Consider the following 14058-nt stretch of genomic DNA (forward strand, 5'->3'; position numbering starts at 1 on the left):
GATTCTGTAAACATGGATCGCGTGCAAGCACGCTCCTACAACCGCGGATACGTAGCGCGCTCCCTGTAGGAGCGCGCTCGCGCGCGAAAAGCCTACAGCGCGGTGACGCGACTCACTGCGTCTGCGCCTCAACAGCTTTCTGCTGATCCGCGGCCTGTTTATCCACCACCTTCTGCACGTCCTGCGCCTTCTTCTTCTGTGCCTCGAGGCTATCCCACGGCGTTTCGACACGCGCCTGCGGTTCCGGCGGCTTCTGCTCGGGCGGGGGTGGCTTGGAGCATGCGGAACACAGGGCCAGCAGGGCGAGCGGCAGGGCTTTGCGGATCATGGGTGATCTCCAGGCGGCAGGGGCGTGAGTCTCGGGCGGCACGCCGGTTAGCGCAATCGCGCATCATAAAAACCGTCGACTTGCGCCACTTCCATGTTCCAGTCGAACAGCGTTGAAAGGTGCGTGTCGGCCAATAGCTCGTCCTTTGGCCCCTGGGCATGCAGCGCGCCATCGCGCAGCATCACCACATGGCCGATCTCCGGCACGATCTCCTCCACATGGTGGGTGACCAACAGCAGCGTCGTGCCCTCCCGGGCGAGCTGGCGCAGCAGGTCGAGGAAGCGCCGACGCGTACCGGGATCCAGGCCTGCGCACGGCTCGTCCAGCAACACGGCGCGCGGCTGGTGCACGAGCGCCCTGGCGATAAGCACGCGGCGGGCCTCGCCCGTCGAGAGGGTGGATACGTCGCGCTTTGCCAGGTGGGTCGCACCCACCCGTTCAAGGGCCGCCATGGCGCGAAGACGCATGCTCTCGTCCACCACGTGGTCCAGGCCCAGGGTCATCGAGGCGAAGAACCCCGATAGCACAGTATCGATCGCCCGCTCGTGCGTTGCCTCGAACTCGCGGCGCAGATCCGACGAGACCACGCCGAGCAAGCTGCGCAGTTCAGCCACGTTCCAGCGGTCACGGCCAAAGATGCGTACCACCGGCGAGCCGTCATCGTGCACAAGCGGGTAGAGGCGCCGCTCCACCAGTTTGACCAGCGTGGATTTGCCCGAGCCATTGGGCCCAAGGATCGCAGTGTGCTGGCCTTGCGCGATATCCAGCGAGAGACGATCGAGGAGGGCGCGGCCATCCCGCAGGACAGTGGCGCGATCGATGGAGAGCAGGGGTGTCGTGGCATCCATGCTCCCGAGCATACGGTACGATCAGCCCCATGGAGGACTATCAGATGCATCCACGACTGGCCGCCTGGCGGCTCGATGGCCGTACGGCCCTGGTGACCGGTGCCAGCAAGGGCATTGGTTATGCCTGCGCCCGTGAACTGGCGGTGCTTGGCGCCGACGTGCTCATGGTGGCGCGCGATGAGGCCGCGCTGGAAGAGGCCGCCCAGGAACTTGCCGAGGAATGCCCCGAGGTCGAGATCCTGGCGATGACCGCCGACCTCACCGAGCATGAGGATCGCCTGGCGGTATTCGACTGGGTCAATGACCTGGAGATCGAACTCTCGGTGTTGGTCAACAACGTGGGCGGCAACATCGTGAAGTCCACGCTGGCGTACACCCCGGAGGAGTACCGCAGCATCTTCGAGCTCAATGTGTTCTCTGCCTTCGAGATGTGCCGGCTGGCGCATCCGCACCTGGTAGAACACACGCACTCGGCCATCGTGAACGTGGGTTCGGTGTCGGGCATCCGCCACGTGCGCACCGGTTCGCCGTACGGCATGACCAAGGCCGCCATCCACCAGCTCACCCGCAACCTTGCCTGCGAATGGGGCGAGGACGGCATCCGCGTGAACGCGGTGGCGCCGTGGTACATCCGCACGCAGCGCACCGATCCTGCGCTGGCCGATGCAGAATACCTTGATGAAGTGCTCGATCACACGCCTATGGGACGCATCGGCGAACCCGAGGAAGTGGCGGGCGCGGTCGCGTTCCTGTGCTTGCCGGCGTCCAGTTATGTCACTGGCGAAGTCGTTGGCGTGGATGGCGGGTTTCTGCGTTACGGCTTCTGATCAGCTGCAACCCTGCAACTGTGAATGCAGTTCCGCATCCTTGGCATCCAACGGCCCACGTTCGCTCTTGAACGCATTGCGGATGGCTTTCTGGTTCGCATCGTTCTGGTCGCGCAGTGCCTGGCAGGTTTCTGCCGGGGACATGGGGCGGCACTGGTCTTGCACCCAAACGTAGTTGCTGTTCGCGATGGCCGCGGCGTTGCCCTTGCCGCGGTTGAGTTCGGGGAACGACGAGACAGCCGCGTTGCGGCTGCCGTACGTGTTCGCCAGGCCGTTATCGACGGCGCCAAGCACGCCTAGTGGCGCTGCATAGGCATCGGGATGGCCGTTGCTGCTCGTGTACGTCTTGCCATCGGTGGCGCGCACGCACAGGTATAGGGTAGGTAGCGGTCGTGGTGGCTGCGGTGGCGGCGTTTCGTCCACGAAGACGCCATCGGCGGGTGGCGTGGGCATCGGGGCGACGCGGCCGTCGGCGGGTGCCGAGTCCGGAAGTTGCAATTGTTCCTGGTGTTGCGATTTAGCGCACGGGGTTTGCTGATAGCTCGTCTGGCCGCTGGTGGTGCATTTGTAGACGGTTTCGGCAGGCGTGGATCGCGCGAACGTCCCGAGTGCCAGCGCGGCGACGAGCGGGAAAAGCGCTCGTGCGCCTCGCAAGACGATATCGCGCGCAAGCGCGCTCCTACAGGGGCGCGTTGCGTCGTGATGGGCGTGGCGGGTCCTGGGCACGGTCAGAAGTCGGCGACGTGCTCTTCGGAGGCGAAGCCGAGGGTCATGGCGCCTTCGCCAACGTTGACCATGCCGGTGATGCTCATCGGGGTTTCGAGCATTTCCACGCCCGCATCGCCGCAGTGACGCACCAGCGAGGTGTAGCCCGGGAGGCTGCGCATCTCGTCCAGGTCGCCGCCGTAGCTCAGCGTGAGCGACGGCACGAGCAGGCCGGCCTGTACGCGCTTGGAGGCATATTCGAACAACACCTGCGCGCCATGCTCAAAGCCACGCACCTTGCCCACCGGCCCGGTTTCGCCACGGTAGCCGCGCAGGATCGGCTTGATATCGAGTGCGGTGCCGAGCATGGAGCTGAGGAAGCTCACGCTGCGATCGCCCTTGCTGCGCGCACGCGAGCGCAGGTAGTTCAGGTCGCGCGGCAACATATAGCCATACGAGCAATCGGCGATGTGCGCCGCGCGCTCGCGCACCTCGGCCGGCGACTTGCCCGCCTGGATCATACGCACCGCCTCGGCCACGGCGGGCGCCGCGCCGGCGAAGATGTTGCGCGTATCCACGACACGCATAAGGAACGGGCCGCTGATGCCCGCGGCTTCGCGGATGGGGCGGTAGTTCTTCAGGATGGAGAAGCTTGCCTTGATCACGTTGTCGTGGATGGGGCTGCGCGTGGCCATGATGGTGAGGCAGACGACGCAGTCGTAGTCCTTGACCAGCCGATCGAGGAACAGGCTCTGCACATCCTCCACGCTGCTGGCTTCGGTCTCGGCCGAATGGCTGCGGCTGCCGAGCTTCTGGTCGCGGAAGCGCTGGATCTCCGCCGGGTCGCGGTCATCCTTGAACTTGTGGTTATCCACCTTCACGGTGATGGGCATCACCGCGATGCCGTTACGTTCGACGAAGTCCTGCGGCACGTCGACCGCCGCATCAATTGCCACACCGATCCGCATCGGGTCTACCCCCATTCCAGTTGGGCCTTGGCCAGGCCCGGCGGCGTCCGGCGCACCCATTGCGCCCTGCCCACCCCGCTGCGCCGGATGCTACACTTGCCCGAATGAATTTGGCATCTTGCCGGCGTGGCGTCGCCGGTAACCGCGCCGGCCAGGCCTGACAGGCCACGCCCTTCGCCGGCGCATCCGCACCGGGTTCCCCATGAAAACCAAGAATGAAATTGTCTCCAACTGGCTGCCCCGCTACACGGGTACGCCGCTGGAAGGCTTCGGCGAGCACATCCTGCTCACCAACTTCGGCCATTACGTCGAGCGTTTCGCCCAGGAAAACGGCGTGGAAGTGCGTGGCCGCGACCGGCCCATGCCCAACGCCACGGCCGATGGCATCACCCTGATCAACTTCGGCATGGGTAGCCCCAATGCCGCCACGGTCATGGACCTGCTCAGTGCCATCGAACCCAAGGCGGCGCTGTTCCTGGGCAAGTGCGGTGGCCTCAAGCGCAAGAACGCCATTGGCGACCTGATCCTGCCGATTGCGGCCATTCGTGGCGAAGGCACGTCGAACGACTACCTGATGCCGGAAGTGCCGGCGCTGCCTGCGTTCCAGCTCCAGCGCGCCGTCTCCACCATGATCCGCGACCTGGGCCACGACTACTGGACAGGTACGGTGTTCACCACGAACCGCCGGGTGTGGGAACACGACGAGGCGTTCAAGGAGCACCTGCGCCGCACGCGCAGCATGGCCATCGATATGGAAACGGCCACGATCTTCGCGGCGGGCTTCGCCAACCACATTCCCTGTGGCGCGCTGCTGCTCGTCTCCGACCAGCCCATGATCCCCGAGGGCGTCAAGACCGAGGCAAGTGATGCCACGGTGACGGCCAACTTCGTGGAGAAGCACATCAAGGTGGGCGTGGAAGCCCTGAAGCTGGTGCGCCGCCACGGCCGCAGTGTGAAACACCTGCGTTTCGAGGGCGAGAACGAATAAGGGTTAACCCCGCCGGCCGGTGGGGCGCAGCCAGGCCAGCCCCTGGGTGAGGGCCACGCAACCTGCCAGCACGAGCAACAAGGGCTGGCGCATGCTATCGAGCGCATGGGCATCGGTAGCCAGGAACGCCACCGCGCCACCGATCATGGTGGCAAGCAGGCTGCCGATCAGCCAGGCCTCCAACCGTGCTGGCTGGCGCAGGGCACGCGATTGCGCCTGGGCCAGCGTCGCCACCCGCTCGGCGAAATCGGCCGGCAGGGCAGGCTCCATGGCTTCTCGTGCAGCGCGGCCCACGGCGGCGTAAGGGCCAGCCTCGTCCTCCTGGGCCTGCCATTCGCGCTCGGCGGCAGGGTGGCTGCGGAAATCGATGTCTTTCATACCGGGGTTACTCCCATGCTCGGTTCCAGTTCGCCGCGCAGGCGCAGGCGGGCCCGGAACAGGTGGCTCTTGATCGTGCCGGTCGCCATGCCCGTCACCTGGGCGATCTCGGCGATGGACAGTTCGTCCAGATGGTAGAGGGTCAGCACCGTGCGCTGGACCGGCGGCAGGGTGTCGATGGCGGCGTGCAGCAGGGTGTCGGCCTGGTCCTGGGTAATCCGGGCCTCCATGTCCGCGCCATCGCCCAGGTTTTCCAGGAAGGCCATGCCATCGTCATCGTCGCCCAGGTCCACGATATCGATGCGCTTGCGCTCCAGGTGGCGTAGCGCCACGTGGTAGGCCACCCGCCCGATCCAGGCGCGCAGCGGGCTTTCATGGCGGAACTGGTGCAGCGTCCGGTGCACCTTCAGAAACACCTCCTGGCACAGCTCGGCCGTGTCGTCCGGCTGGCGCACCATGCGCTGCACGATATGCCAGCACAGGCCCTGGTACTGGCGCACCAGGCGCGCGAACGCCCCTGGCGCATCGGCCAGCACGGCCTCTACCAGGGCCTGGTCGTCGTTCATGTCGCGCTATCGTCCATGCGGACCATGGATACGCCCACCCCGCGGTTGGTTGCAGTGCAACCGGTCATGGCTTGCCCGTATCCATGATGCCAAGACCACCGACCCCACAGGAGCCCCCCATGAACGCCGTTGAAGCCCTCATCCCCATCAGCCTGTTCTTTGCCATCGCCATCGTGATCAAGTGGATCGTGGACGCGCGGTTCCGCCACAAGATGATCCAGGCCGGCGTGACGGGTGAGCTCCAGAAGCAGTGGTTTGAGGAAGAACTCAATCAGCGCCGCCAGTCGGCTCTCCGCTGGGGTACCGTCCTCACCCTACTGGCCGTCGGCTTCGGTTTTATCCAGGCCAAGGGCTGGGATGAATTGAACCCGGGCGTGGTCGCCGTGCTCGTGGCGTGCACCGGCGTGGGCAACCTTGTGTACTACGCGATCTCGCGCCGGCAGACCCTGCCCGCCGCGTGACCCTGTAGGAGCGCGCTTGCGCGCGATGGGAGCTAGCGGCAAACCCCAACGCGCGCAAGCGTGCCCCCACAGTCACGGCTTCTTGAGAATGGCCGCGTAGGCGGCGAGCTCCACAAGCCTTACGCTAGCATTCCGTTGACAGCGAAAGGACACAGCATGCGGCCGCTGCACATCCTCCTGGGCGTTCTCGTAACGCTCATATGGGGAAGCAACTTTTCGGTGATCGAGGTGGGTCTGGGCTCGCTCGATCCGTTCGTACTCACCACGTTGCGCTTCGTATTGACCGCGGTGCCACTGGTGCTCTTCGTACGCCGCCCGCAAGGGGTGCCGCTGCTCGCCATGGCTACCTACGGGCTGTTCTTCGGCGCAGGGCTTTGGGGCGTCGTCAACATCGCCATGGCGCAGGGCATGTCACCGGGCCTTTCATCGCTGGTGCTGCAGTTCGCCGCGTTCATGACCGTGATCCTGAGCGCCTTGGTATTCCGTGAGCCCATACGCGCGCCCCAACTGGCAGGGATGCTGCTGGGTACGGCGGGGCTTGCCGTCGTGATTCATGCGGCGCCGGGGGCGGCCGGGGTGCTGGGCACGTCGCTGATCCTGCTGGCGGCGCTGAACTGGAGCGTGTGCAACCTGCTGGTGAAGCGCTTCAAGCCGCCCGACATGCTCGCCTTCGTCGTCTGGACCAGCGCCTTTGCCGTACCGGCCCTGGTCGTGCTCACGCTTATTGCCAAGGGGCCCGCGGTATTTACCGCGTTGCCGGCGACGCTCACATGGCCGGCCGTGGGCTCCGTGCTGTTCCAGGCGTACGTCACCACCATTTTTGGATACGCCGTCTGGAACTTCCTGATGAAGACCTACCCAGCGTCGTCGGTGGCGCCCTTGTCATTGCTCGTACCAGTCTCGGGCATCGCCACATCGTGGCTGGCGTTTGGCGAACGCTTCCCGCCGATGTTGTGGCTCGGCGTCCTGCTCATCCTGCTCGGCATCGGTGTGTTCATCGTGTCGCCGTTGCTGCGCAAGCCAGCCACCATCTAAAAAAAGCCGCCCGTGGGAGCGGGCGGCGATCCGGGGAGATCTGCAAGGCGGTGCGGTTGGGAGAGGCCGCACGCCCTGTCTTCTTGTAATGAACCGTTAGAGCGAGAAGTCGTACTCGGCCGAGACCTGCACGTAACGCGGGCTCTGGAAGCTCGTCGGGATCTTGTACGTGCTGTTAGTCAGCGGCGCGCCGTTCGGGTCTTCGCCTACTTCATTGATGGTCAGCGTGTGCTGTTTATTGAACACGTTGAAGACGCTGGCCGAGAGGGTTACGCCCTTCGCCCATTGCGGCTTGTACGAGGTGTTCAGATCGATGTTCCAGTACGAAGGTGTGCGACCCACCGATCCACGCTTCACGATCATGCCATCGCAATACAGGTAGGCACCCGAACCGTACCCGCCGTTTACCACGCTATCGATCGGGTTCAGGCCATAGCAGTTCTCGGGGCGGCCGGTCTGGAACACGCCATTGGCGCCCACCAGCCATTCGTCGTTGATCTGCCATGCGCCGTAGATCTTCAGCGTGTGCTTACGATCATTTGGCAGATAGCCATTGGAGCCGGCCATGATCTCCGGGTAGTCGAACAGCTCGGTGGTGCCGGTGTCGGCCTGGCCGTTGCTGGAATCGACGCCGCCTTCCGAGTTGCCACGCAGGTGCGACCACACGTACGACGCCTTCAGGTACCACGTGTTATCGAAGTTGCGCTCGGCGGTGAGCTGGAGGGCCTCGTACGCACGCTTGTACTTCGGCTCGCCCACGTCATCGCCCGTGAGGTGGATCTTGTAAAGCTGGCCGGTGGCATCCACCGGCGTGGTCAGGGTGACCGCGCTGCCCGGGTTGAAGATGTAGCAGCCCGGCACGTTGGCCGCCTCCGGCGTCAGGCTGGTCGTATCCAGGTTCAGGCCGTATTGCGCGTTGGCCGCCTTGGCGATCGGGCGGAAGTCGCACGAGTCGTCGATGCCGGTGAGGATCTTGCGGTAGATGGCCTTCACGCCAAGCGTCCAGTCCTCCACCTGCTGCTGGGCGCCGAGGATGAACTCACGCTGCTTGAACGGCTTGAGGTCCTGCGTAGCCACGGCTGACGGGTTGGGTACCTGGCCGGCTTCGCCGTTGGCGTAGGTGGTACCGGTGCGTGCCGGGAACGCGGCCGCGTAGGCATCGGGAAGCGCACCCAGGCCGATCGGCGCACCGGTGATCGGGTCCACGCCGGTGTAGCTGAAGTACTTAATCTGGTACAGCGAGGCGGATGCACCGCGCAGTGCCACGTTGCCATCCAGCGGCAACGAGTAGTCGCCCGCGCTGCCATAGATCTTGAGCGTGGAGTCACCGTGTACATCCCACGAGAAGCCCAGGCGCGGCTGCCAGCTGTGCACCTGCTTTACATAGGTCTGGCCGAGGCTGTTGGTGTTCTCGAAGCCATCGTTACGTACGCCGATGCGCGCCATGAAGTTATCGGTGACGTGCCAGTTGTCTTCCAGGTAGTAGGACTTCTGGGTGATGCCGACCTTGGCGCCGGTCGCGAATACGGTCTGCTTGACGACGCTATCTGCCGGATCCAGGCCGGGCTCGTGGCCGAGGATGTCAGCGGGAATCGAGCTGTACTGGTAGAGCGCACCGCCCTCATAGGCGGTGCCGGTATCAGTCTTGAAGTGATCGCGCGCCCAGCCCGCTTTAAGTTCGTGGTCGCCCAGGTGGTATTCGAAGTCGATACGGCCCGCTTCGCGCCGGTCTTCACCGTTCGGCGTATCCAGTGAGCCGGTAGGGGTGAATGAGCAGTGCGGGTAGCCGACAGCGCCGTTCGTGACCGGCGTGCGCGAATCGGTAATGGCCGGGCAGCCCGGAGAGTTGGCGGCGTCGAAAATATTGCCGTCGTACGACTCCACCGTACCGTCAGCGGCTGTCGCGGTGTTGACTCGCTTGTTGACGCTCTTGCCGTACTGCGCAGTGACCGTGAAGTCGTCCGTGATGTAGCTGGTGTACTTCAGGATGTTGGTCATGCCACCCGTCTTGTCGTACACCTGGCCCAGGTAGTCGCTACGATGCGGCTGGCCGTTGTCGTCGTAGTCGTAGCCGTAGATGCTCTGCTGCTGGGTGGTGCTGTCGCTGAAGCCGGTGTACTCGAGGATGTTGCTCTCGTTGATATTCCAGTCCAGCTTCACCAGGTAGCGTGGATCCTTGATGGTGGTCTTGTTGAAGCTACCGCCACCGGTGGTGTCGCCGTAGTGCTCATCGGCGGTACGCGTGCCACCGACCAGCGCGAACATAAAGAGCTTGTCCTTGATCAGCGGGCCACCGAGCCACGCGTTCCAGCGCTGGCCAAAGTCCGTGGCATTGCCGGACTGGTTGTTACCGACAAGGTAGTTGCTGTTATGGCGGTTGTTCTGCAACAACGCGCCATTCTGCAGGTAGATGTTGGGCTGGTTCGCCTGGAGCTGGTACGGATTCCAGGTGAAATCGATACCACCTTGCCACGTGTTCGTGCCGCGCTTGGTATTCACCGAGATCACGCCACCGGTTGAGTTGCCATACTGCGCACCGTAACCACCGTCCTGGATATCCTCCGAATCGATCGCTTCGAAAGGCACCTGGGAGTAGGTCAGGCTCTGGAAAAAGTTGGTGACGTTGAAGCCGTTGACGTAGTAGCTGTTCTCGGCGACGGAGGCGCCGCTGAATGACGCCAGGTTGCCGAACGCGCTATCACCCTTCGTTGCGCCGGGAGCAAGCAGGGCCACGGCGGTCTGGTTGCGTGCGAGGGGCAGTTGCTTGATCTGCGCAGCCGTCATGACTGTGCTGGTTTGCGCGGAGGCGACGTCGATGGGCGGTAGTGCGTTCGCCGTCACCGACACAGCCGAAAGGTCTTCGGCGTTACCAGCGGTCGTGGGCGCTGCGGCAAGGTTGACGTTGAAGCCCTGGCCAGCGACGACCGTGACATCGCGCGATGTCGGCGCGGTGCTCCCGTCACTCGTTGTCACCTTGTAGCTACCTGGTAGCAGCGAAACGATGTTGAAGCGGCCATCGTTCCCGATAGTGGCCGAGCGGCTCACGCCGCTGCCTGCGTTCGTGGCGGTCACCGTGGTACCCGGTTGGCCGGTACCAAAGATGCTACCTGCCGTGCTCTGGGCGAGCGTCGCCGTGCTGACAAAGCCCAGGCCAATCGCGACGGCGAGCGCGAGCGTGCGCCGCCCTGGCTGGCTGTTGATGAAACGCGTATTCATTCTTTCTCCCCGGCCCTTGGCCAAATCGTGCAAGCCGGCCGCGAACCTTGGCGGGGTGCGACCGGATGGTGTGTGCGCCGCTCACTGCATTAACAAAACTGCAACAAGCGAGCGAAAACTACGCCGGGCTGCAAATCACACTCAATGCGGCGTTCATGAACGCAGGGATTTAGATGGCTTGAATTCGTGCCGATCGCATAGGCGATAGCCAGGCCTTGCGACGCAACGGCGGCCCGAATGGCTGAGGTTACCTTTCACTGCGCAGGTCCTTGCGGCGTTCGTTAAACGCAGGATGAAAAAGGTTTCATCTGATGTGAGTTTTCACGCAGGGTTGTTGCGGGAAAAGCAGGCAAAAAAATGGCTGGTTCCCTCCAGGGAACCAGCCAAGATCCGGGGAAATACTGCTGTTGTTGTTATGCCTGGTGCATCAGAGGGTAAAGTCGTAACGCGCGCCGAGGCGGACGTAACGCGGATCCTGGAACGAGCGGGCGCGCTTGTACTGTGGGTTCGGGTCGCCCGATGCGAGCTCGCCGGTTTCGTAGTACTGCGTGACCTGCTGTTTCCCGAGCAGGTTGAACACGTCCACCGAGAAGGTCAGCTTGTGGTCGGCGAAGGCCGGCTTCCAGGCCGTGCTTACGTCAAGCGTGTACGTCCACGGCGTGCGTCCGTACGAACCGCGTGGCGCGGGTTCCCCATTGCACCAAAAGTAGTTGGCGCCGTACCCGTACGGGTCGCCGCCGACGGATTCCGGCCGCGTTCCCAGGCAGCTGACCGGCGCGCCCGAGGTGATCCGGGTGACGGTCGAGAACTGCCACTCGTCGTTCGGCGCATAGGTGCCGTAGACGCGTAGCTGGTGCTTGCGGTCGTTCGGCAGGTCGCCGTTGGTGTTCTCCATGATGGCCGGGAAATCCCAGCTTTCCGTGGTGGAGACGTCCGCCTGGACGATGTTCGAATCCAGCTGGCCCTCGGAGTTGCCGTAGCTACGCGAGTACGTGTAGTCGATCTTGCCGTACCACTTGTCGCTGAACTGGTGTTCGGCGTACAGGTCGAGCATGTAGTAGTGGCGCTTCGGCTTCGGGAAGCCGAGGTCGGCGGCGCTAAGCGGAACGCTGAGATACTGGCCATCGGCCGGCGACAGCGTAAAGGTGTTGGCACGGCCCGGGTTGAACAGCCAGCAGCCCGTGCTTCGACCGATACCCGCCTTCACTTCGTCGCTCAGCCCATTTTCGTCGCCCCAGGTCTGCAGCGAGGAGGGATCGCACATGTCGTCAATAAGGCTACGCAGGCGGCGATACATACCCTTCGCGCCGACCACCCAGTTGTCTTCCAGCTGCTTGTCGAAGCCGAGGATGTATTCATCCTGGTAGTAAGAATGAAGATCCTGCGCCGACACGGTCTTTGCATCGGGCGGCGTACCGTTCGCGCCGTTCAGGTAATACGTCTGCGAGAACGGTCCCGTGACAAGGCCGGTCGGTGCACCGGTCACCGGATCGATACCCGTGAAGCCGAAATACTGCGACGGGTAGGTGGAAGGACCGGCACCGCGGACCGCCACCGAGGTGGGCAGGCCCAGGTGGTAACGGCCCGCGTTGGCGTACACCTTCAGCGAGCTGTCGCCATACACGTCCCACGACACACCCAGACGAGGATCGAGCTGGTGGCGCGAACGTGCGTAGGCTTCGCCCACGCCGTTGTAGTTCGAGAACTGCTCGTTGCGCAGGCCGATATAGGCGTGCCAACGGTCAGTTACCTGCCAGTTGTCTTCCACGAACTGCGAACGCTGGTTGGTTCGCGCCGAGGTGCCCGTCGACAGCGCCGTGGACTCGACGTAGTAGCCGTTGGCGAAATCCGCGGGGTTGTACAGGTTCGGGTCCAGGCCCAGGTTGCTGAGGCGGTTGCGAATGGACGAGCCATCGCCGATATCGTTGTAGATATAGCCCGTGCCACCCACTGGCACTGCACCCCAGGTAGCGCGCAGCACGTAGTTATCGACACCGCCGCGCAGGTCATGGTCACCCAGGCGATATTCGATGTTGGCGCTCCACCCCTTGGTGCTGTCCTTCGAGCCCGGCGTCAGCTGGGTCGAGGCGCCCACGAGGCAGCCGCTCTGCGGGTTACCCTTGAACGCCGCGCGCTGGTCGGAGATGGAGGTACAGGTCAGGCCGCTGGCTTCGTCGACGACCTGGGAGTGCTTGGAGTTGGCGCGGCCGTACATCGCGTTGACCGTCAGGTCATCGGTGATATAGCCCGTGTAGTGGGCGATGTAGGTATCACCGCCCGGCGTCGCGTTGGTCTGCGTATTGTTGTAGTTCTTGGTGTACTGGTGGCCAAGGTAGTCGCCGCGGCCGGTGTTGTAGTTGTAGCCGAAGATCGATGCATCCGTGGTCTCGGTATCGCCGATACCGGTGAGCTCGATGATGTTGTTGTCAGTGATGTTCCAGTCGATCTTGGTCAACCAGCGCTTGGTCTTGCCGGTATCGCGCTCGTCATCGTTTGCACCACTCGGGGCGGTGTAGTTGCCGGTCTGTTTGATCCAGTCGGCCGCGGCGAAGATGAATAGTTTGTCCTTCACCAGGGCGCCACCGATCGAGCCGGAGTACTGCAGGTTTTCCTGGTCACGCCAGGTGTAGGGGTTGCCGCGCTGGTACTTGGTTCCGTCGCGGTAGTAGATGTTGCGTGGCTCCTGAGCCAGCGACGACGGCGAGAACAGCACCTGCACATCGCCCTTCCATTCGTTCGAGCCGCGCTTTGACACGACGTTGATCACGCCACCGGTGGAGCGGCCGTACTCCGCGCCGTAACCGCCAATAAGCACCTGTTCCTGGTCGATCGCGTCATACGGGAGCTGGCGCGAGCTCACGCCCGTGAGGGGGTTGGTGACCTGGAAGCCGTTGATGTAGTAGGCGTTCTCCGATGCCGAGGAGCCGCCGAACGAGAGGGCGTTGCCGTAGCCACGGGCGGCGGACGTCGTACCCGGGGCGAGCAGGGCGATCGAGCTGATGGATGTGCGGGCGATCGGCAGCTTGGCCAGCTGGTCGGAGCTAAGCACGGTGCGTGAGTCGACGGAGCTCACGTCGATGCTGGGCAGGCTGTTGGCGGTGACCTGCACGCTACCCAGTTCTGTGGCGTTGCCGGCCGAGGCGGTGGCGGCAAACGATACGTCGGTACCCTGGCTGATCTGGGTCTGGACGTTCTTGTGGGTATCCACGGCGGCGCCGTTGTGCATCAGCGTGACGTCGTAGTTGCCAATCGGCAGCGAGTTGGCGCGGTAGCGGCCGCTGCTGTCGACCGTGATATCGCGCTTGAGGCCAGTGGCGCTATTTTCGATGTGGATCACATCACCGGGATTGGCCGAACCGTAGATGGCGCCGGTGGCGTTGCTCTGGGCGAACGCGCCGCCACTGGCGGCAGCCGCGACGGCGAACGCCACGGCCAGTGTGAGTTTGCGGCGCGGCGGAACCGCGATACGCGAGACGGACTGCATGAACCTACCCTCCTAAAGGACGCATGTGACGGATGGCGGAACGAACGGGCCCGCACCCACGCGGCACGTGGGTGTTCGCCGCGGCGGCGGCGTGGGCTGATCGAAATGCACGGCTACGCGGTGCCGTCTGCCTTCTGGTGGGCAGGCGACATCACGCGGTCAAGGCGAGCGGCTAGGCGCACCTTTGGAAGGGACTACAAACCGGAGCGAAGCTGGCATGTTGGATTCCCCAAAAAGACGACAAGAAAGGTTCT

Annotated in this window: 12 protein-coding genes; 4 read left to right on the forward strand and 8 right to left on the reverse strand. The window is 63.8% G+C overall.

Annotated features, from left to right (window positions below):
• Positions 1-112: 112 nt before the first annotated feature.
• Complete coding sequence (locus ABIE56_RS09615; protein WP_429243592.1) at positions 113-328, reverse strand: hypothetical protein; 216 nt, start codon at positions 326-328, stop codon at positions 113-115.
• A 47-nt stretch (positions 329-375) separates the two neighbouring features.
• Complete coding sequence (locus tag ABIE56_RS09620) at positions 376-1176, reverse strand: ABC transporter ATP-binding protein (protein WP_429243593.1); 801 nt, start codon at positions 1174-1176, stop codon at positions 376-378.
• 44 nt (positions 1177-1220) lie between these two features.
• Here ABIE56_RS09620 and ABIE56_RS09625 point away from each other — a divergent pair, with 44 nt between their 5' ends.
• The gene (locus ABIE56_RS09625) at positions 1221-2003 is read left to right on the forward strand and encodes an SDR family oxidoreductase (RefSeq protein WP_429243594.1); all 783 of its coding nucleotides are present in this window, start codon (positions 1221-1223) and stop codon (positions 2001-2003) included.
• On the opposite strand, the gene ABIE56_RS09630 is transcribed toward ABIE56_RS09625, so the two are convergent.
• Positions 2004-2501 carry a DUF4124 domain-containing protein gene (locus tag ABIE56_RS09630; RefSeq protein ID WP_429243595.1) on the reverse strand — a complete coding sequence of 166 codons (498 nt, stop codon included), beginning with the start codon at positions 2499-2501 and terminating at the stop codon, positions 2004-2006.
• Positions 2502-2731: 230 nt separating this feature from the next.
• Entirely contained in the window at positions 2732-3676 is a 945-nt protein-coding gene (locus tag ABIE56_RS09635; RefSeq protein WP_429243596.1) for a DegV family protein, read from the reverse strand.
• Positions 3677-3878: 202 nt separating this feature from the next.
• Here ABIE56_RS09635 and ABIE56_RS09640 point away from each other — a divergent pair, with 202 nt between their 5' ends.
• Positions 3879-4664 carry an AMP nucleosidase gene (locus ABIE56_RS09640; RefSeq protein ID WP_247432323.1) on the forward strand — a complete coding sequence of 262 codons (786 nt, stop codon included), beginning with the start codon at positions 3879-3881 and terminating at the stop codon, positions 4662-4664.
• Positions 4665-4667: 3 nt separating this feature from the next.
• Here ABIE56_RS09640 and ABIE56_RS09645 read toward each other — a convergent pair whose 3' ends face one another.
• On the reverse strand, positions 4668-5042 hold the full coding sequence (locus tag ABIE56_RS09645; protein ID WP_429243597.1) for a hypothetical protein: 375 nt from the start codon (positions 5040-5042) through the stop codon (positions 4668-4670).
• Positions 5039-5608, reverse strand: coding sequence for an RNA polymerase sigma factor (locus tag ABIE56_RS09650; RefSeq protein ID WP_429243598.1), 570 nt, complete (start codon positions 5606-5608; stop codon positions 5039-5041). The genes ABIE56_RS09645 and ABIE56_RS09650 overlap by 4 nt, the downstream gene beginning before the upstream one ends.
• Positions 5609-5727: 119 nt before the next feature.
• Here ABIE56_RS09650 and ABIE56_RS09655 point away from each other — a divergent pair, with 119 nt between their 5' ends.
• Together ABIE56_RS09655 and ABIE56_RS09660 are read left to right on the forward strand one after the other, a co-directional pair.
• Positions 5728-6069, forward strand: a complete 342-nt coding sequence (locus tag ABIE56_RS09655; protein ID WP_429243599.1) for a DUF6249 domain-containing protein — start codon at positions 5728-5730, stop codon at positions 6067-6069.
• Positions 6070-6225: 156 nt separating this feature from the next.
• On the forward strand, positions 6226-7104 hold the full coding sequence (locus tag ABIE56_RS09660) for an EamA family transporter (RefSeq protein ID WP_429243600.1): 879 nt from the start codon (positions 6226-6228) through the stop codon (positions 7102-7104).
• Positions 7105-7200: 96 nt separating this feature from the next.
• On the opposite strand, the gene ABIE56_RS09665 is transcribed toward ABIE56_RS09660, so the two are convergent.
• Both ABIE56_RS09665 and ABIE56_RS09670 read right to left on the reverse strand, forming a co-directional pair.
• On the reverse strand, positions 7201-10320 hold the full coding sequence (locus ABIE56_RS09665) for a carboxypeptidase regulatory-like domain-containing protein (protein WP_429243601.1): 3120 nt from the start codon (positions 10318-10320) through the stop codon (positions 7201-7203).
• A 427-nt stretch (positions 10321-10747) separates the two neighbouring features.
• The gene (locus tag ABIE56_RS09670; protein WP_429243602.1) at positions 10748-13804 is read right to left on the reverse strand and encodes a TonB-dependent receptor; all 3057 of its coding nucleotides are present in this window, start codon (positions 13802-13804) and stop codon (positions 10748-10750) included.
• Positions 13805-14058 lie beyond the last annotated feature (254 nt).

This window comes from Luteibacter sp. 621 (assembly GCF_050435445.1).
Lineage (GTDB): Bacteria > Pseudomonadota > Gammaproteobacteria > Xanthomonadales > Rhodanobacteraceae > Luteibacter.